Below are 18,025 nucleotides of genomic sequence, written 5' to 3'. Positions count from 1 at the left end.
CGGGGTCGCGCTCGAGGTCAATTCGACTGTTTTCACGCGAGTACGGCGTTGTCACGACGAGAGCGATGACTCTCGGTCGTCGACCGACCGATATCGGGAGCGACACGCGCTCGAGATCGAAAACCGGGGAGAGTGTTCGGCGGGCGACTCGAGACGGCGACCGACTCAGTCAGCGCCGTGATGCGGCGTGTGGCCGCAGTCGTCACAGACGAGCGACTCGTATCGAGTCGCGATCGATCCCGCACACTCGGGACAGCGGTACGCGTCGGCGGTAACTTGACTGATTGCCATATTGGACTGCAAGCCGCGAGAGGTCATAAACTGACCTATTATGCAGTAACGAGTGTATGATTGGCATTAAATGGATAATATGGTCGTCTGCTCGAGTCACGCGAGGGTGACCGACCGGTCGATTCCCGTCGGATCAGAACTGATAGCGGCGCTCGTCGTCCATCGTCGGATACTGGTCCGCGCCGGTCATTTCCTCGAAAGTCATCCCCGAGAGGTACTCGTCGTAGGTCACGTCGTACCCAGACCGGAGTTGGAAATCGATCTTTCCGGTGTCGACGGTCGACTGAAAGAGCATGTGGATCGCCCGTCGGACGAGTTCGTCCGTCGCCTCGGGCTCTAAGGCGGTCTCGAGCAGGGCCAACTCGTTGCGCGTCTCGCGGTCGAGCGAGACGGTCAGTTCGTCGCCGATATCAGAATACGAGTCCGTCACGTCGTCGGAGAGGTCGTCGAGACTCATACGGGAGGGGACTCGAGCGGGCCGGATAGGCCTTTCGTGGTCGAGTCGGGTTCGACCGCCTCACTCGGCGGCGCGGATTCAGCAGCTGGCCCCACAGTAGTCACAGGTATCGGCGTCGGCGTCGATCCGAGCGCCGCAGGACTCGCAGTTCGTCCGCTCGAGGTGGTCGACGTCGTCGTACCCGGCCGATTCACGCAGCGAGACGACGATGCCCGCGACCACGATCGATCCGCCGACGAGCATCCATCCGATGGGACCGAGCGACAGGTACAGCGTGACGAGATACGGACCGACGAGGGCCGCAAATCCGACGGCGATCAGTTTGAGACCGAGCGACTGCGAACTCATGTCAGTCGGGTGGCGTGTGTACGATCAAAAGCGTACCGGGATACGTCGCCGTCGACCACCACCCCTAAACCGTCGCTTCCCTAACCCCCGCCGATGACAGCAGAGGCAGGGGAACGGGCGCTGCCGGACGATCTCGAGGCCGCTCGCGAGGCGCTGATCGCGTGGTACGAGGACGACCACCGCGACTTTCCGTGGCGGCGAACCGACGACGCCTACGCGATCCTCGTCAGCGAGGTAATGAGCCAGCAGACCCAGCTCAGCCGCGTCGTCGAGGCCTGGGAGGCGTTCCTCGAGCGCTGGCCGACAACCGCCGATCTGGCCGACGCGGACCGCGCGGACGTGGTGGGGTTCTGGACCGACCACAGTCTCGGGTACAACAACCGGGCGAAGTACCTGCACGAAGCGGCCCGACAGGTCGAGGAGGAGTACGACAGCAGCTTCCCGGAGACGCCGGACGAACTACAGGAACTGATGGGTGTTGGTCCCTACACCGCCAACGCGGTGGCGAGTTTCGCGTTCGACAATGGCGACGCGGTCGTCGACACGAACGTCAAACGGGTGCTCTATCGGGCCTTCGACGTGCCGGACGACGACGCGGCCTTCGAGGACGCGGCACGGAAACTCATGCCCGCGGGCCGCTCTCGCGTCTGGAACAACGCGATCATGGAACTCGGCGGCGTCGCCTGCGAGCAGACGCCCGCTTGCGACGAGGCGGGCTGCCCGTGGCGCGAGTGGTGTGACGCCTACGCCACCGGCGACTTCACCGCCCCCGACGTGCCGACCCAGCCGAGCTTCGAGGGGAGCCGCCGGCAGTTCCGCGGCCGCGTGATCGCCGCGTTGCGGGAGTACGACGAACTCGAGCTCGATACGCTCGGCCACCGCATTCGGGTTGACTACGCGCCCGGCGGAGAGTACGGTCGCGAATGGCTCGAGGGACTGCTCGCCGATCTGTCCGACGACGAACTGGTCGAAACGACCGAGCGCGACGGCGACCGGGTCGCGCGGCTCCGTCGCTGACTGTCCGACCGCTCAAGCCCACGGATCGCGAAGCTACGCCGTTCTGGTGTTGGACGCCTTCTTCCTGTGCTGGATGACGTTCGAATCGACTGGGAGTAGCAAGGTCGTCCAAGGGATGTAGCGTACGCTCGAGTACACGGCCGAGAGGAACGGAAAAGAACGGACGACGAGCGCCGCGCATTCCCTGACGGCCAAATTCCAGTAGTTGGCCACCGAAACCAACGATGTCACCGCACTTGTAGCTAGCCAGGAGTTTCAGGGGTTGAGAACCCACAAGGTGTTCGACTCGTTCGGCCCCTCGTCGCGACCGGCAGACATATTATGGTAGCAACATTTTCGGCAGAGAATAATGAGGAGCTGCCGGGGAAAGGACGGAAAGCGGTCCTCGGCGGACTTGTTGTCTCGAGCGATCCTCACATGATACTGACAGTCACTGCGATTGGGTGGCGGGAAAGGCTACCGGTAACAAAATCCGTCTATACGTCTCTGTGGTGGAGTCCGATAATGACTACAGTCGTCGAACTCGAGATTCCGGCCGATCGACTCGGTTTCGACCGGACGTTCGATCGAGTGTCGGCGTTCGAGTTTCAGGTCGGGGGACTGATCGGCGGAGCGTCGCCGCTGGTCTGGACGGGCGGTCCGGACCGAGAGACAGTTCGGAACGCCCTCGAGGCGGATCCGTCGGTCGATCTGATCGGGAGCGTCGCGGACGACAGCGGTGGCTCTCCGGCGGAAGATGGGCCTGCCGTCGGACCGGGAGACCGCTGGCTGTTTCGGCTCGAATTCGGGGACGGCGTGAAGCTCTTCGAGGAGATCGTGACCGAACACGACGGAGCGATCCTGACGGCACGCGGCCACGACGGGCGCTGGAAGCTGAAACTGCTCTTTCACGACCGCGAGTCGGTCTCGACGTGTCACGAACTCTTCGAGCAGTACGAGTACCGGGCGAACGTCACCCGGATCAGCGGCGTCGACGATCTCGCGACGGCGCGGACGCCGCTGACCGAGACGCAGTACGAGACGATCTACAAGGCTCACGAACTGGGCTATTTCGACGTGCCGAGGGGCGTCACGCTCAAGGAACTGGCCTCGGAACTGGGAATCTCCCACCAGGCGCTTTCCGAGCGACTTCGCCGCAGTCACGCCGCCCTCGTCAGCGCCGAGCTCTCCGATCGAACCGCACCCATGGAGATCGATCCCTGATCGAACCGGTAGTCGTTTCCGAGCGGCTGACAGATCGCTATCTCTGGTGGCAGATGTGGGGGAAACATTTGCGTATGAAATACTCTCTCCCCATATTTTGCCACGTATTTTATATTTTACCGAGCCATCTGTCGTATTTGTCTCGAGAGGTAGCTTTATTACTGGACACACTAATACTACGGTGTCGGCGAGGTGTCGACCGCCCGCCGCACCGAGAAGCCTGAATACGCCGGTGGATCACCCGTGCTCAATTACCGATACGCGGTCATTCGTGGCTGTATGACCGCGTTGCTACCGGACACCCGGCGGGTCGGCTCTCGACCCGTTCCTCTGTTTTACTTACTAGCCCGACGGTCGTTCAAACCGAGTCCGTAGCTTTATCTGTTCGTCAGGAATACAGTCTGTCGGGAACGAGAGTGATCGGTCGCAGTCACACGGATGCGGTCGACGGACCGACGCGAACACCCGATGCGGAGGCGCTCTCGTCGGATCTGGACCTCGACGATATCTACCATCTCTTGCAGACGAGGCGGCGGCGTGACGTGCTCCGATATCTCCGAGAGGCGGAGGAACCAGTGCGCCTGCGCGAGCTCGCCGAACAGATCGCCGCCTGGGAGCAGGACACGACCGTCGAGAACCTGCAATCGGACGAACGCCAGCGGGTCTACATCTCGTTGTACCAGTCTCACCTGCCGAAGCTCGACAATCATGGGATCGTCGACTACGATAAGGACCGCGGCCGGGTCGCGGCGACCCCGCTCGCGAACCAGTTCGATCAGTACCTCCGTCCGCCCGGCGAGACCGAGTCGGCCGATCGGTGGCCACTGTGGTACGCGGGGACGGCCGGCCTGGGCGGCCTCCTTCTCGCCGTGATCGCGATGGGAATCGTGCCGATCAGCGGTCTCACCGGCGGCGCTATCATCCTCGTCGCGTTCGCGGTCGTGACCGGTATCCACGCGTGGTCGACCGGTCACGTCCAGTAACAGCGGGCCCGCCGAGCGGTTCGAAGCGCACAGCCAGCGACGACCGTCAGTCGGCGCGGGAGGGGGCTGATGCGCTCGGTTCTCGAGTCCGCTCGAGCAGGCGATGGGCGTGAAACGCGACCGAGAAGTCCTGCGGGCTGGGGAGCGCACAGGCCAGCCAGCCGATGGCCGCCGCGGCGACGACCGGCGTCTCGGTCGTCACGTAGCCGGCGGCCGCGAGCCCGAAGACAGGGAGCGCGAGGAGCGCGGGTGCGAGGGCCGCAAGTCGAAGGGCCCACGCGGGCTCGCGGCCGGTCGGCCGGGGGTGAACGGCAGCCCAGGGACGGGTCGTCAGGAGCGAGACGATCCCGTCCGGTCGGCCAGGGAAATACGAAACCGAGTACTCGACGCGGGCGAGTCGGAGAACCGTTGCGTGCGCCCACTCGTGGGCCACCAGCCCGACTGCTACCGCGAGTGCGAGCGCACAGCCAGCAACCGCCACGTTCGGTCCGATCATGAGGAACGCGAGACACACCTGTCGGGCGCTCCGGCGCGAACCGGAGTCATCTCGCGCACTCGAGGCGTCGACCTACCGACGGAAGGTCCTCCGGCTGTACCAGTTGTCGCCTTAAGAGCGAGCGATCTCAGACGGACTCGAACGTCCAGCGCTGGTTGGCACCGCCCGTATCGGGCCATTGCATGACGTTCGCGCCGCTTTCGGTCGACCAGTTTTCGACGTCGGCGACCTTGCCGCTGTGGACGGCCTCGAGTGCGTACTGGCCGCCGTCGTCGACGATACCCCAGCGCTGACAGGCAGAGCCTGTCGGGGCATACTGGCGGACGTTTGCGCCGTCGGTCGTCTCGGCGAACGCGACCTCGAGGAGCTTGCCGCTGTTTTCGTTTTGGATGTGGTACTCGCCGTTGCCCAGATCCTCGACGTACCACTGCTGGGTCGGATGGCCGTTGGCGGGCCACTGCTGGACGTTCGCACCGTCGGCCGTCGAGGCGTTAGCCACCTCGAGAAGCTGGCCGCTGTGGACGTTGACGATCTCGTAGGTACCCGTCGGGATCGGGCCGCTCGCGCTCCCGTCGTCGCCGCTGCCGTCGCCGGGCGCCGAACCGCCGTTCTCGACCGCGCTGGCCCACTGGGCGAGCCAGTCGCGTAGGCCGCTGTCGGGGACCGACAGCGAGTGGGTGTTGACCGGTAGTTGCGGGTAGCCGCCGACCTCGTCGTGGTGGCCGACCCAATAGTCGTGCGGCGAATCGAGCCGGTCGTTGCCCGCGCGGTCGCGAATCTCTTGGACGATGCGCTGGTCGTTGCCGGTCCGATCGGCCGGGCGCGCTCCCGCGTTCGCGAGATTGTGACTCTCGACGTCGCTCGAGGGAAGCTCGGAGAGGCCGCTCGGCCACAGCGGCGGCGACCCCGTACTCGAGACCTCGGCGAACGACTGGCCGGAAAGCGCCGGATCGGCCGTCACGTTGTCACTGTGATAGGCCGTGGGCGTCCCCTCGAGAATCGGGTCGCCGGTGTCGGTCAGGCCGGTATAGACGTTACCGACGAAGCTCGTGGTGGCGGAGCTGTCGGCGTTGGCCGACTCGTCGAAGAAGTAGGTGAGGTTGTTGACGACGACCGTCTCGGTGTCGGCTTTGAGCCGCGGGAGACGACCGCGACACTTCGCCCAGACGTTGCCGGCCAGCGTCACGTTCGACGCGCCGTCGCCGATGAGCGAACCGTAGTTGTGGTCGGCCTCGTTACCGTAGGGGTTCCACAGCCCCTCGTAGATCAGCGAGTTGATGACCGTCGTGTTCTGCGTGTCGTAACCAACGGAGAGACACTCATCGACTCCCCACGAGGCCGTCACGTGGTCGACGACGTTGTTCTGCGTGCCGTCTTGCGTGTTGAACGCGTCGTTGCCCTGGATCGAGCCGTCGCCGGGGCCGATTCGCGATCGGATGTGCTGGACAACGCAGTCGTTGGCACTGATCTGAACGGCGCCCTTGATGAACGTGATCCCTGGCGAGGGTGCCGTCTGTCCGGCTACCCAGCACTTGTCCTCCGTAATCGCCAGATTCTCGTTTCCGAGGTCGATCGTGCCGCTGGTCTCGAAGACGACCAGGCGCGGACCGCTCGCTTGAAACGCGTTCGCGACCGCGCTCCGCGTCGGCTCCGTGACCCTGATCACCTGCACGTTCTCGCTTTCGAGCCACGAGGTGTCCGCGAACCCGTCGTCGAGTCCGTAGTGGGCGCCGCCGGATTGGGCCGCCACCGAGCCGAGGAACGAACTCGTCGATCCCGCGCCGATCATCGCCGATGCCGCTGCCGCTTTGAGATAGCTCCGCCGTGAGTGGTTCATGGAAATACACCAATCACAATGTCACAGAACTAAATATATATTTTTACAATATTAATTATACTCAGATATGATGTATATAATAAGCGGTCGTGAAACCTGCCGCTTCGGTAGCTCTCGCGACCCTGTGTAGCGGTCCGCTCGGGCCGCCTGCTACTCGAGCGGCCGGCCAAAGGTTAAGTAGTGGTTTGTGGTACCGCAATCCATGGCAACTACTGACACGCTCGAGTTCGGCCACGAGGACCGAAAGCAGATCTACGAGTACGTCGAGCGCCACGGGACCGCCGATCCGGACGAGACGCGCGAACGGCTCGGATTGGATCCCGGCGGCTTCCGCCACCACGTCGCGATCCTGAAGCGGGACGGCCGAATCGACGAAGCAGACGGAACGCTACGGGTAACGATCGACGCTGGGGCCGAAGAGGAGTACGTCTCCGAGGACCTCGAGTTCCACATCCGGCCGGCGCGCCAGGAAGACCTGACGGGGATCGTCGGCGCGATCCGGCAAGTCGCCGAGGAGAAGACCTACATCGAGGCCGAGAGCGTCGCCGACGAGATCGACCACGAGAACGCCCTGCTCCGGCACAACGAACTCGAGTCGCGGATGTTCTTCGTCGCGACCGTCGAGGACGACGTGGTCGGCTGGGTCCACCTCTACGCGCCGGAACTCGAGAAGCTCGGCCACACCGCCGAGCTCACCGTCGGCGTCTTGGAGGAGTACCGCGGCCACGGCGTCGGCTCACATCTCCTCTCGCGGGGCCTCGAGTGGGCCGGCTCGAACGGCTACGAGAAGGTCTACCAGAGCGTCCCCTCGACAAACGAGGAAGCCATCGCGTTCCTCGAGGCCCACGACTGGCAGACCGAGGCGGTCCGGGAAGACCACTACAAACTCAACGGCCGCTACGTCGACGAGGTGATGATGGCCGTCGAACTCTGAGTTGACAATTTGATTTATGTGACCGTCCCTGAAACGGGACGGTATGCGCTCTGCTACCCCCGCGTGGATCGAGTGGGAGGATTGGGGGGAATCGAGCGCCACGATCGTCGGTATGGGACTCGTGCTCGCGGTGACTGGTATCGTCCGAGCGCTCGGGACGCCGGCCTCGCAGCCGGTTGTCGCGTTCGAACTGTTCGTCTCGTTGCTCGTTCCGACCGGGCTGGCCACTGGCGGTTACTGGCTGGTCAGCCGAAACGCCTCCTCAGACGTGCGCTGGCGAGCCGTGACACAGGTGTCCGTTGGGATCGTCGTCGCCTGCGCGCTCGTCGTCTGGCTGACGGGGTACGTCACCCTCGAGGGCGGCACGATTCGCGATCCTCTGTCGCTGACGACGACGCTGGCTCCCGTCGGCGGTGCGGCCGGTTTCGTCACCGCCGTCCGGGAGGGATCGGATGTCGTTCCCATCGGATCGGTCGACGCGAACGGGGCGTCTCGAGCGGCCGATACAGAGTTGCCCGTCGCACTCGAGTCGTCCGACCCGATCGCGCGCTCGTCGACTGTCGCCGATACGGTAACTGAATCGACGATGGAACGACCGACGGCGGCCGCTGCCGCTTCTGTGGCCGCGATCGAAGCGACGCCGGACGACGTGCCGGCGCTGCCCGAGGGACCGGCCACAACCGCGGCGGCGGACTCCGGTGCGACGAGCGGGACGGAAACTACCGGACTGCCGATTGGATCGACCGCCGTCTGGAACGACTCCGATTCCGTGGGTCGGACGGCCCCTCCCGCGCGCCCACTGCAACCGTCCGACGGGGTCGGGACTGACGACCCCGTTCCCGACGCGTTCGAAGCGTCCGTCCGTGACGCGGTCTCGGATAGCGTCGACTCGCGCGACCCTCTCGACTCGCCGACGCCGAGACGAGACCCCGGCGTCGCTACCGTCGCAGCCGTTCCGTCGACGGCCGAGACGGTCCTCGACGTACTCCGGAACGAACGCGCTCGACTGGCACTCGCCGTGCTCTACCACGAGTGGAACGGCGACGCGCGCTCGGTCGACGACCTCGCTCGCGCCGTCTCGCGTCATACCGACGAGTCCGCCGACGCCGTCGCGGTCGGCCTGCGACACGCCACACTCCCCGAACTGCGCGAAATTCGGGCCGTCGACTGGGACCCGCATACCGATCGCGTCTCGGCGTCCGACCACGCGGTCTTCGAGGAGGGCGTCCGCGAGGCGTCGGTCGTCCTCGAGGCGTTCGAACCGGGTACCAGATAACGCCCGACGATACCCCGATCCGGGACTGCACCTCGTCGGAAACCGGGTTGCGGAATCGAAAGGTAGTTTTCCCGGACCCTGCTACGCTGAGCCATGCTTTCGATCGCACTTGCCGGGAAACCCAACGCCGGCAAGTCCACTTTTTACACCGCGGCGACGATGGCGGAGGTCGACGTCGCCAACTACCCGTTCACCACGATCGACGCCAACCGCGGGGTGAGCTACGTCCGGACCGAGTGTCCCTGCCTCGAGCGCGACGAGCGCTGTAACGCCGACGACTGCGAGGACGGCAAGCGCTACGTCCCGATCGAACTCATCGACGTGGCAGGACTGGTGCCGGGCGCCCACGAGGGGAAGGGACTGGGTAACCAGTTTCTGGACGAACTGACGAACGCGGACGTGATCGTCAGCGTGGTCGACGCCTCCGGCGGAACCAACGAGAAGGGCGAACCCGTCGATATCGGCGAACACGACCCGCTCGCGGACATCGACTTCATCGAAGAGGAGATGGACCTCTGGCTGGCCGGCATCGTCGAGCGCAACTGGGAGTCCGTCGAGCGAAAGTCCCGCTCGCCCGACTTCGACATCGACGACGCCCTCTCGGAGATGCTCTCGGGCTTTGGCGCCTCGCCGAAACAGATCGCGATCGTCCTTCGCGATCTGGACTACCCCGCCGACCCCATCCAGTGGGAGGACGAGCACCGCGAGGCGCTCGCCCGCGACGTTCGCCGGCGGACCAAACCGATCGTCGTCGCCGCGAACAAGATCGATATCGCGCCCGAGGAAAACGTCGAACGCCTCCTCGAACTCGACAAACCCGTGATCCCCACCACCGCGGAGGGCGAACTCGCGCTCCGCCGGGCGGCCGACAACGGCCTCGTCGACTACGATCCCGGCGACGAGACGATCGCCATCGGCGACGGCGTCAACGACGCCCAGCGAGACGCGCTCGAGGGACTCGCCGAGACCATGGCCGACTGGGGAGGGACCGGCGTGCAGGCGGCCCTCGATCACGCGGTCTACGACCTGCTCGACCACCTCACCGCCTACCCCGTCGAGGACGCCGCCAAGTGGTCCGACGGCAGCGGCAACGTGTTGCCCGACGCCTTCCTGCTCCCGCGGGGGTCGACGCCGGTCGATCTGGCCTACAGTGTCCACTCAGACATCGGTGACGGCTACCTCCACGCCGTCAACGCCAAGACGAACCGCGAGGTCGGCGAGGGCTACGAACTCGAGGAAGGCGACGTGATCAAGATCGTCAGCACGAACTGACCACCACGAACTGACCACCACGAACTCGAGTTTCACCCCGTCGTTCGTCCGACTTCCTACGTCGATCAGTGCAGGAAGTGTCTCGTCCGAACCGATCAGCGTCCGTCTACTCGGCGAGACAGTCGTTCCGCGAGGGTGTATCGCCAGCGACGCTCACATCAGACCGGTTCGCGCTCATCAGAACGAGGACATGATCTCGTCCGGTTCGTCGTCGTGAGTGAGGCCGAGGGTGTGTCCGAGTTCGTGTTTCAGTAGTTCCACGCTATCCCTCCGTATGAAACCCGTTTCGACGGTGACCGAAACGGTATCCGGAGCATCCCGTCTGACGATATCCGCACACCCGACGAGATGTGAATTCCGAGAGCGATCACACCGCTTTATTTCCGTCACCCACTCGACCCGTACGTCTGGGTCGGTCGCGTTCGGCTGCAGGTCGTATTCGATGGGGTAGCCGGCGTACACGTCGCTGTGTTCGCTCCAGTACTCGAGGGCGACAGCGACCTCTCCCGTCCGCATCTGGCCCGTCCCCGAGCCGTCTATGCCAACGACCAGGGTCCGCTTTCCGTATGGATTTACTGGGTCGGAAGACGTTTCGGTCTGGTCCGGTCCCAGATGCAGAGAACGGTGATGAACGGCACCGATGCTGAGGAGCGCGCCAGAGAGGAGCAGGACGGAGACAGCGACGACCAGATACCGGCCGCGATCGGAGTGCAACGGTCTCAAAGTCAGTAGTAACGTTCCAATTTTATTAGACATAAATACTTTATTTTTTGCTAATCTGTTCCGACTCTCTATAGATGGCGGATTTCGCGACCGGGACTTCTAGCGGTACGCTTCAGTCACTCGAGCCGACACCGTCAGGCAGGCAGCTTATGCCGCGGACTCGATGAAAGGCGATCTATGGTGGAGAAAACACTGTCCGAGGACGAGTTCACGCGAACCGAGGCCGCCGACCGGCTCCGCGAACTGGCCGACGAACTCGAGGGCGACGGCTCGTCGTCGGTTCGAACGGGGAACAAGACGGTCGATCTGCATCCGTCGGAAACCATCGCGTACGAAGTCGGCGTCCGCGAGCGGTCGTCGATCCTGCGCGGGGACCGCGAGACGGTGACGATCAAGCTGGACTGGAAGCCGCCGACCGGGGAAGAAACCGAGTAGGGACTCGCTCGAGGACCCGACCGAATCGACGATGCGAACGATTGAGGGGCGAAACAGTCCTGTTCACCGCAGTGTCTCGGCCGGTGGCGGGTGGAGATATCCTTTTCGCTCGTGGCGCCCTACGCGGCACATGATCCCACGTTCGCCGGCTAGTTCCGAATCGAAACGCGACCGGGCGCTCAGGGCGCAACTGGCCGCGATAAGTGAGCGCCTCGAGGCGACCGAGCGCCAACAGCAGCAACTGAAAAACACGATCACCGCACTCGGACGGGAGGTCGGCGTCTCGGTCGGCTGCCCGTGTGGCCGTTGCAACGAGAGTTACATGCTCATCAAACAGGGGAGTATGTACTGTCCGCGGTGTGGCCACCGCGGCGCAGTATAGCGATCGCTCGAGCCAGCGATTCGCGAGCCGCGTCGCCTCACACGAGGCCGGCGACCGGATCGAATCGCACCGCGGCCACGAGCACGGCGAGGAAGACGTACGAGCCGCGGATGAGGAGCATGGTCGCGAGTTCGGGGTCGGCCCGGCGCGCGACGAGCGCGACGGCGGCAAAAGCGAGGGCCGCGAGCAGCGACGTGACGGGAAAGACGCGGACGAGCGCGAACGCGACGACGGCGACCAGGGCGAGGGCCATCAGACCGTAGGCGACGCCGTAGGCGCGATCTGGACCGACGGCCACGGCGACGGTTCGTTTTTCGATCGACCGGTCGTACGCGTAGTCCTGCGCGTCGTCGATCACCTTGATACCAGAGAGGAGGATCAGAAAGACGAGCGCGAAGGCGATCGGGACCGCGGTGAGCGTCGCCGCCTGCACGTAGTAACCGCCGAGCACCGAGAGGGCGATCCCGAGCGGGTAGCCGGTCGTCGCCGTCACGGGATTCATGTCGAGTTGCGGCGCGTGGTGGTAGGCGATCAACCACGTCGGGAGGACCAGCGCGACCGCGGCCGGGCCGACGAGAACGGCGAGCGCGAGACAGCACACCGCGAACGTCGCCGTCGACAGCGCGAGCGCGACGCGACAGCCGATCGCGGTCAGCGGGTGATCGTCGTCCTCGCCGCGGACGTGGAAATCGACGTAGCCGTCCTTGACGTGGGCTGTGTAGACTGCCGCGAACATCGCGACGACGTGAATCACCGCGAGCTGCGGCTCGACGTTCCCGGCGAGGATCGCGCCGAACAGCGATGCAGCCAGCGGCGGCGTCATGAAGACGGGATGGACCTGCGACCAGAACGCTCGAGCCGTCGCGCCGACACCGGTCTCGTCTCTCGCGAGGGCCATATCCGAGCGACAACGAACTGATGTATAATACCCGGGCCAGCGTCACAGACGCTGGTTCCGGGATTCCGAAACACACAGTTTGATGGTCGGTGACGTGCCACGGGGGAGCATGACGGACAGCTACACTGGTGCGGATCTCTTCACTGATGCTCTGGAATCCTACGGCGTCGATTACGTCTTCGGTAATCCCGGAACGACCGAACTGCCGATCATGGACGCCATCGGGGAGAGCGACCTCGAGTACCGGCTCGCGCTCCACGAGGATATCGCGGTGGGGATGGCCGGCGGCTACGCCCAACGCCGGCGGTATCACTCCCATCACGACGACTCGGTCACCCCGGTCGGCGTGGCGAACCTCCACATCGCACCCGGCCTGGCCCACGGGCTGGGCAACCTTTACGCGGCCAAGATCGCCGGCGCGCCGCTGGTCGTGACCGCGGGCAACCACAGCACCGACTTCCGCCACGAGGAGCCGATCCTCTCGGGCCGGCTCGCGGAGATGGCCCGCGAGTTCTGCAAGTGGTCCGACGAGGTCCTCGACGTCTCGGCGCTGCCGACGATGCTCCGCCGGGCGTTCCGCGTCGCGATGACGCCCCCGACGGGGCCGGTCTTCCTCGGCTTGCCGCTGGACGTGACGATGGCTGAGACCGACGCCGAACCAGTGCGACTCGGCGCGATTCCCAACGCCGGGAGCGGCGATCCGGTGCAACTCGAGCGCGCCGCCGACCTGCTGGCCGAGGCCGAGAGCCCGGTGATGGTCGTCGGCGATCACATCGCCCGCTCGGGCGCGGACGCCGTCGCCGCGGCGGTCGACCTCGCGGAGGCAACGGGCGCTCGCGTTCACGGCGAGATCCTCTCCTGCGAGGTGGACTTCCCGACGGACCACGAGCAGTGGGTCTCCTATCTGCCGACGAACGAGGACTTGGCCTCGATGCTGATGGACACCGACACGCTGCTGTTTGTGGGCTGTTCGACGAACACGACGCTGACTCGCCACGAGGAGGCGCTGGTCGAGACCGACACGACCTGCATCCATATCAGCGACGACGCCTGGCAGGTCGGCAAGAACCAGCCCGCCGACGCGGCCGTCGTCGGCGACCCCGGCCTCGTGCTGCAGGGACTCTCCGAGCGCGTCCAAGAACGCCTCTCCGACGACGTGGTCGCCGACCGACTCGAGGAGGTCGCCGACGTGAAAGCGATGGTCGACGAGAAGATGGCCGGCTACGGCGAGAGCGACGGAAGCGATCCCGGCTCCTCGAAGGCCCAACTCGTCGACGCCATGGAGCGCGTCGCCGGCGACGCGGCCATCGTCGACGAGGGCGTCACCTCGAAGTACGCCATGTTGACCCGGTGGGACCTCGGCCCCGAACAGTACATGTCGAACAAGGGCGGCGGCCTCGGCTACGGGCTGCCGGCCGCGGTCGGTGCCGCCGTCGCCGAAGAGCAACGCGAGGAGCCCCGCGACGTGATCGGTTTCATCGGCGACGGCTCCTACCAGTACTACCCGCACTCGATCTACAGCGCCGCCCGCTACGATCTCGACCTGACGGTCGTCATCTCCGATAACCGCAACTACCGCATCCTGAAGGACAACACGCTCCACCTCATGGGCGGCGACGAGGAGGACTACGACTTCGTCGGCATGGACTTCGAGCCCGCGGTCGATCTCGTGAAAAACGCCGAGAGCCACGGCGCCCGTGCCGAACTCATCGAGACGCCCGACGAGATCGAGGGCGCGCTCGAGGACGCGCTCGCCAGCGAGGGGCCGGACGTGCTCGACGTGCTGGTCCACGACTGAGTGTTTTCATGCGGTTTCCGGCGTATCCGAAGGGTTCTCGGCCGGTAGACACTTGCGTCTCGTTGGTGCAGAAGGAGCTAGTCACGGATGGGTTGGGTCATCACTCCGTACAGCATCGTCCTCGCGCTTTCGCTCGTCGTCGCCGCCGGGACGGCCCTCTCGGCGTGGCGGACGCGCCCAGCCGCCGGTGCGACCGCCCTCACAGCGCTCATGGCGACCGTCGTCGTCTGGCTCGGGACCCACATCCTCGAGATCGAATCGACGACGCTGGCGTGGAAGCTGCGCTGGGCCGACGTGCAGTGGGCGTGTGCCGCGGTCATCCCGACGCTGTTTCTCGTCTTCGCGCTCGAATACACGGGCAAAGATCGGTGGCTCACTCGGCGTCGGGTCGGCCTGCTGGCGATAGAGCCGCTGATTATGATCGGCCTACTGACGATCAACGGCCGCACGCACGTGCTGTGGGGTCCGCCACACGAGAAGCCGATCGCTCTCGGCAGTTGGTGGACGTCGTCCGCGACGGTTGCGACCTCGGAGCCGAGCATCGGATTGTTCGCCCACCTCGGCTACGCGACGCTCTGTCTCGCGATCACTTCGGTGCTTGTCGTCGCCGTGATCGCGCGGAGCCAACGGCTCTACCGCTGGCAGGGCGTCGCCGTGTTCGTCGCGATCGCGGTCCCTTGGGCGACGGCCGTCCTCTCGGCCTCGTCGCTCGAGATCGTCGGGACGACGCCGATCGGGTTTACGATCACCGGCCTCGCGATCACGTTCGGCCTCTACCGGTATCGTCTCCTCGAGCTCACCCCGATCGCTCGCAGCGAGGTCGTCGCGAACCTCGAGGACGGGGTGCTCGTCATCGACGCCGACCGTCGAGTCGTCGACTGCAATCCGGTCGCACGGGAACTCTTCGCGAGCGACCGGCTCGTCGGCGAACCGGTCGATACCGTCGTCCCGATCGATGTCGACACGGTGATCGACGCACCGACCGATCGGAACGCCCGTGATGAGCGGTCCGACCCCGATACCGAGGACTGCATCGACCAGTTCTCCCTCGAAGACGGCACCGACCGCCGGCACTACGAGCTGTCGACCTCGCCGATCGACGACGGCCGCGGGCAGCCGATCGGTTGGACGGTCGTCGTCCACGATGTCACCGACCGCGTCCGACGAGCGCGCGAACTCGAGCGCAAGAACCGCAGGTTAGACGAGTTCGCGGATGTCGTCAGTCACGACCTCCGGAACCCGCTGTCGGTCTCGAAGGGCTATCTCGAGTTGCTCGAGGAGGAGTACGACCCCGAGTACGTCCGGACCGTCGCCGACTCTCACGAGCGCATGGAGCAACTGATCGACGACGTGTTAGCGCTCGCCCGACAGGGGCGGGCCGCCCTAGACCTGCGACCGGTATCGCTGGCCGACGTGGCGACTGAAGCCTGGTCGACGGTCGAGACGGATGACGCGACGCTTTCGATCGCCAGCGACGGGGTGTGCACCGCGGACCGGACCCAGCTTCGCCAGTTGCTCGAGAATCTCTTTCGAAACGCCGTCGATCACGGATCGACGAGCCCTGCATCGCAGGCTCGGCAGGACGCCGTCGACCACGGACGGGCGGAGCCGCGTTCAGACCGAGTCGACGCGGGCCACGGCGACGACCACACCCTGGTTGTGACCGTCGAAACGCTGGACGACGGGTTCGCGGTGACGGACTCGGGCACGGGGTTCGGAGCCGAGCCGGCGCGACTCTTCGAATCGGGGTACACGACCAGCGATCGCGGGACGGGCCTCGGGCTCTCGATCGTCGCCGATATCTGCGAGGCACACGGCTGGTCGGTGACGGCCGCCGAAGACGCTTGCGGCGGCGCACGCTTCGAGATCACGGGCGTCGACTTCCTCGAGGCGGCGACGAACGCGGCGGCTGGCGAATCGCTCTCTCGCGTCGGCGAAGAGGAGTGAACGCGCTACGACCGCCAGTACGCCGGCGTCAGGATGACCAGCACGGAGAGGATCTCGAGCCGGCCGATCCACATCAGGAAGACCATGTAGAGCTTCGCGGCGTTCGAAAAGGGCTCGTAGCTGTTCATCGGGCCGACGACGCCGACGCCCGGACCGACGTTGCCAAGCGTCGCGATCACCGCGCTCGCCGCCTCGATCGCCGACAGCGAGAGCCCCGGCGTGCGATGGGCGTCGACGAGGAGGAGCACGGTCGAGACGACGAACAGCGTCAGGAAGATCGCCACGAAGACGAAGATCCCGTGCGTCGTGTCCTCGTCGATGACGTCACCGGTCCCGCCCATACGGATCGGGCGCACCGCCTGGGGGTGGACGAGCCGAAAGAGTTCGCGCCCCATCGACTTCCGGATGACGTACCAGCGAACGATCTTGATCGAGCCGGCCGCCGACCCCGCCGAGCCGCCTAGGAACATCGCGAAAATCAGGATCACCTGGGTCGAATCACTCCACGTGTTGAAGTCCATACTCGCGTACCCGGTCGTCGTCACGATCGCGAGCGACTGGAAGAGCCCGTGACGCAGCGAGCGCTCGAGGCTGCCCGGAATCGGTGCGACGGCCTCGGGGTCGGTCGCGAGGCCGGCTCCGAGGAACAGCAGGGCCGAGAGCAGCGCGCCGACGGCGCCCATCGCGAGGAGGTACGCCCGGAACTCGGCGTTCTCGGTCAGTCGCTTCGGGCCGCCGCGCCAGGCGTACCAGTAGAGCGCGAAGTTCGTCCCGGCGACGATCATGAAGACCATGACCGCCCACTGGACGATCGGGCTGAAGGCCTCGACGCTGCGCCCCTCCGGGGAGAAGCCGCCGGTCGGCAGCGACGTGAGCGCGTGGGCGACGGCGTTGTAGAACGTCATCTCCGGAGCTAGACCGGCGAGGTGAAGGCCGTAGTAGACGACCACAGCGGCGAGCGTAAACCAGGCATAGATCAACCAGAGCGCGCGAGCCGTCTCCCGGATCCGCGGCGTCAACTTCTCGACCTGCAGGCCGGGCGATTCCTCCCGAATGATCTGCGTTCCGCCGACGGAGAGCTCCGAGAGGATCGCGACCATCAGGACGAGAATGCCCATCCCGCCCAGCCACTGGGTGAGCTGTCGCCACATCATGATCGACCGCGAGTGGGTCTCGACGGAGATATTGCCCATGACCGTCGCGCCGGTCGTCGTAAAGCCGCTCATGCTCTCGAAGAAGGCGTTGACTGGATCCGCGATCGTCCCGGTCCCGGCGAGGAGATAGGGGAGCATCCCAACCAGCGGGAGGACGAGCCACGTCAGCGAAACGAGCAGAAATGCCTCGCGGTGTTCGAGTTCGGGCTCGGCCTCGAGGCGCTCGAGACCCGCGCCGACCACGACGGCGACGACCAGGGTGGCGAGGAACGGAATCGGGCTCTCCCGGTAGTACAGCGCGACCACCGTCGGAAACAGTAGCGTCAACGAGAGATACTTCAGCACCGTACCGAGGAGGCTACAACTGGCTCGAACGTCGACGTAAATCCTGCTTTGCATGTCTCCCTCGATCGTCGGAGCGAGGTACTCACCCGCTCCCCGAACTGTTCCTATCTCAGATAGGTTTCGTGTTAAACACTGCGCTTGCTCCGACACTCCATCGGCTGCCTGACCGATATCGGGACACGCCAGCGGCCGGCCAAGCATCGGCGCTGCGGGGAGTAGCGACGGAGCG

The 18,025-nt window shown here is 65.2% G+C and carries 18 protein-coding genes; 10 read left to right on the top strand and 8 right to left on the bottom strand.

The features are described from left to right. Nucleotides 1-165 precede the first annotated feature (165 nt). The 3 genes from NKH51_RS18805 to NKH51_RS05815 form a co-directional block, all read right to left on the bottom strand. Nucleotides 166-291 (bottom strand): hypothetical protein, encoded by a 126-nt coding sequence (locus tag NKH51_RS18805; protein WP_256527517.1) that lies wholly within the window; start codon nt 289-291, stop codon nt 166-168. 133 nt (nt 292-424) lie between these two features. Next, on the bottom strand, nt 425-748 hold the full coding sequence (locus NKH51_RS05820) for a ribbon-helix-helix protein (RefSeq protein ID WP_254764304.1): 324 nt from the start codon (nt 746-748) through the stop codon (nt 425-427). A 78-nt stretch (nt 749-826) separates the two neighbouring features. Then, nucleotides 827-1,096, bottom strand: coding sequence for a hypothetical protein (locus NKH51_RS05815; protein ID WP_254764303.1), 270 nt, complete (start codon nt 1,094-1,096; stop codon nt 827-829). A 93-nt stretch (nt 1,097-1,189) separates the two neighbouring features. On the opposite strand from NKH51_RS05815, the gene NKH51_RS05810 reads away from it, so the two are divergent. The 3 genes from NKH51_RS05810 to NKH51_RS05800 all read left to right on the top strand — a co-directional run bounded on the left by NKH51_RS05810 (nt 1,190) and on the right by NKH51_RS05800 (nt 4,299). After that, entirely contained in the window at nt 1,190-2,113 is a 924-nt protein-coding gene (locus NKH51_RS05810; RefSeq protein ID WP_254764302.1) for an HhH-GPD family protein, read from the top strand. A 504-nt stretch (nt 2,114-2,617) separates the two neighbouring features. Next, nucleotides 2,618-3,316: a helix-turn-helix domain-containing protein gene (locus tag NKH51_RS05805; RefSeq protein ID WP_254764301.1), complete on the top strand. Its 699-nt coding sequence runs from the start codon at nt 2,618-2,620 to the stop codon at nt 3,314-3,316. 416 nt (nt 3,317-3,732) lie between these two features. Further along, nucleotides 3,733-4,299 carry a DUF7344 domain-containing protein gene (locus NKH51_RS05800; RefSeq protein ID WP_254764300.1) on the top strand — a complete coding sequence of 189 codons (567 nt, stop codon included), beginning with the start codon at nt 3,733-3,735 and terminating at the stop codon, nt 4,297-4,299. Between the two features lie 46 nt (nt 4,300-4,345). Here the strand turns inward: NKH51_RS05800 and NKH51_RS05795 are convergent, their stop codons facing one another. Next, nucleotides 4,346-4,795 carry a hypothetical protein gene (locus tag NKH51_RS05795; protein ID WP_254765123.1) on the bottom strand — a complete coding sequence of 150 codons (450 nt, stop codon included), beginning with the start codon at nt 4,793-4,795 and terminating at the stop codon, nt 4,346-4,348. 127 nt (nt 4,796-4,922) lie between these two features. Then, a complete protein-coding gene (locus NKH51_RS05790; RefSeq protein WP_254764299.1) occupies nt 4,923-6,632 on the bottom strand; it encodes an RICIN domain-containing protein in 1,710 nt (569 codons plus the stop codon). 202 nt (nt 6,633-6,834) lie between these two features. Between NKH51_RS05790 and NKH51_RS05785 the strand changes: the two genes are divergently transcribed. The 3 genes from NKH51_RS05785 (at nt 6,835) to NKH51_RS05775 (ending at nt 10,114) form a co-directional block, all read left to right on the top strand. After that, nucleotides 6,835-7,566, top strand: a complete 732-nt coding sequence (locus NKH51_RS05785) for a GNAT family N-acetyltransferase (protein ID WP_254764298.1) — start codon at nt 6,835-6,837, stop codon at nt 7,564-7,566. A gap of 43 nt (nt 7,567-7,609) precedes the next feature. Next, entirely contained in the window at nt 7,610-8,842 is a 1,233-nt protein-coding gene (locus tag NKH51_RS05780; RefSeq protein ID WP_254764297.1) for a DUF7344 domain-containing protein, read from the top strand. A 93-nt stretch (nt 8,843-8,935) separates the two neighbouring features. After that, nucleotides 8,936-10,114 carry a redox-regulated ATPase YchF gene (locus tag NKH51_RS05775; protein ID WP_254764296.1) on the top strand — a complete coding sequence of 393 codons (1,179 nt, stop codon included), beginning with the start codon at nt 8,936-8,938 and terminating at the stop codon, nt 10,112-10,114. 177 nt (nt 10,115-10,291) lie between these two features. Here NKH51_RS05775 and NKH51_RS05770 read toward each other — a convergent pair whose 3' ends face one another. After that, a complete protein-coding gene (locus NKH51_RS05770) occupies nt 10,292-10,630 on the bottom strand; it encodes a zinc metalloprotease (protein WP_254764295.1) in 339 nt (112 codons plus the stop codon). Between the two features lie 384 nt (nt 10,631-11,014). Between NKH51_RS05770 and NKH51_RS05765 the strand changes: the two genes are divergently transcribed. Next, nucleotides 11,015-11,272: an amphi-Trp domain-containing protein gene (locus NKH51_RS05765; RefSeq protein WP_254764294.1), complete on the top strand. Its 258-nt coding sequence runs from the start codon at nt 11,015-11,017 to the stop codon at nt 11,270-11,272. Nucleotides 11,273-11,402: 130 nt separating this feature from the next. After that, complete coding sequence (locus NKH51_RS05760; protein WP_254764293.1) at nt 11,403-11,654, top strand: hypothetical protein; 252 nt, start codon at nt 11,403-11,405, stop codon at nt 11,652-11,654. Nucleotides 11,655-11,691: 37 nt separating this feature from the next. Here NKH51_RS05760 and NKH51_RS05755 read toward each other — a convergent pair whose 3' ends face one another. After that, the gene (locus NKH51_RS05755; RefSeq protein WP_254764292.1) at nt 11,692-12,552 is read right to left on the bottom strand and encodes a UbiA family prenyltransferase; all 861 of its coding nucleotides are present in this window, start codon (nt 12,550-12,552) and stop codon (nt 11,692-11,694) included. A gap of 109 nt (nt 12,553-12,661) precedes the next feature. On the opposite strand from NKH51_RS05755, the gene NKH51_RS05750 reads away from it, so the two are divergent. Together NKH51_RS05750 and NKH51_RS05745 are read left to right on the top strand one after the other, a co-directional pair. After that, nucleotides 12,662-14,350, top strand: coding sequence for a thiamine pyrophosphate-binding protein (locus tag NKH51_RS05750; protein ID WP_254764291.1), 1,689 nt, complete (start codon nt 12,662-12,664; stop codon nt 14,348-14,350). Nucleotides 14,351-14,437: 87 nt separating this feature from the next. Beyond that, nucleotides 14,438-16,297 carry a histidine kinase N-terminal 7TM domain-containing protein gene (locus tag NKH51_RS05745; RefSeq protein ID WP_254764290.1) on the top strand — a complete coding sequence of 620 codons (1,860 nt, stop codon included), beginning with the start codon at nt 14,438-14,440 and terminating at the stop codon, nt 16,295-16,297. 5 nt (nt 16,298-16,302) lie between these two features. Here NKH51_RS05745 and NKH51_RS05740 read toward each other — a convergent pair whose 3' ends face one another. Further along, on the bottom strand, nt 16,303-17,850 hold the full coding sequence (locus tag NKH51_RS05740) for a TrkH family potassium uptake protein (protein WP_254764289.1): 1,548 nt from the start codon (nt 17,848-17,850) through the stop codon (nt 16,303-16,305). Between the last annotated feature and the right edge of the window lie 175 nt (nt 17,851-18,025).

This window comes from Natrinema marinum (genome assembly GCF_024296685.1).
GTDB classification, from domain to species: domain Archaea; phylum Halobacteriota; class Halobacteria; order Halobacteriales; family Natrialbaceae; genus Natrinema; species Natrinema marinum.
This window is presented reverse-complemented; position numbering and strand designations above follow the sequence as displayed.

Coding starts and splice junctions, on each gene's coding strand:
- NKH51_RS18805 (WP_256527517.1), bottom strand. CDS start 291: ATGGCAATCAGTCAAGTTACCGCCGACGCGTACCGCTGTCCCGAGTGT.
- NKH51_RS05820 (WP_254764304.1), bottom strand. CDS start 748: ATGAGTCTCGACGACCTCTCCGACGACGTGACGGACTCGTATTCTGAT.
- NKH51_RS05815 (WP_254764303.1), bottom strand. CDS start 1,096: ATGAGTTCGCAGTCGCTCGGTCTCAAACTGATCGCCGTCGGATTTGCG.
- NKH51_RS05810 (WP_254764302.1), top strand. CDS start 1,190: ATGACAGCAGAGGCAGGGGAACGGGCGCTGCCGGACGATCTCGAGGCC.
- NKH51_RS05805 (WP_254764301.1), top strand. CDS start 2,618: ATGACTACAGTCGTCGAACTCGAGATTCCGGCCGATCGACTCGGTTTC.
- NKH51_RS05795 (WP_254765123.1), bottom strand. CDS start 4,795: ATGATCGGACCGAACGTGGCGGTTGCTGGCTGTGCGCTCGCACTCGCG.
- NKH51_RS05790 (WP_254764299.1), bottom strand. CDS start 6,632: ATGAACCACTCACGGCGGAGCTATCTCAAAGCGGCAGCGGCATCGGCG.
- NKH51_RS05785 (WP_254764298.1), top strand. CDS start 6,835: ATGGCAACTACTGACACGCTCGAGTTCGGCCACGAGGACCGAAAGCAG.
- NKH51_RS05780 (WP_254764297.1), top strand. CDS start 7,610: ATGCGCTCTGCTACCCCCGCGTGGATCGAGTGGGAGGATTGGGGGGAA.
- NKH51_RS05775 (WP_254764296.1), top strand. CDS start 8,936: ATGCTTTCGATCGCACTTGCCGGGAAACCCAACGCCGGCAAGTCCACT.
- NKH51_RS05770 (WP_254764295.1), bottom strand. CDS start 10,630: ATGCGGACGGGAGAGGTCGCTGTCGCCCTCGAGTACTGGAGCGAACAC.
- NKH51_RS05765 (WP_254764294.1), top strand. CDS start 11,015: ATGGTGGAGAAAACACTGTCCGAGGACGAGTTCACGCGAACCGAGGCC.
- NKH51_RS05760 (WP_254764293.1), top strand. CDS start 11,403: ATGATCCCACGTTCGCCGGCTAGTTCCGAATCGAAACGCGACCGGGCG.
- NKH51_RS05755 (WP_254764292.1), bottom strand. CDS start 12,552: ATGGCCCTCGCGAGAGACGAGACCGGTGTCGGCGCGACGGCTCGAGCG.
- NKH51_RS05750 (WP_254764291.1), top strand. CDS start 12,662: ATGACGGACAGCTACACTGGTGCGGATCTCTTCACTGATGCTCTGGAA.
- NKH51_RS05745 (WP_254764290.1), top strand. CDS start 14,438: ATGGGTTGGGTCATCACTCCGTACAGCATCGTCCTCGCGCTTTCGCTC.
- NKH51_RS05740 (WP_254764289.1), bottom strand. CDS start 17,850: ATGCAAAGCAGGATTTACGTCGACGTTCGAGCCAGTTGTAGCCTCCTC.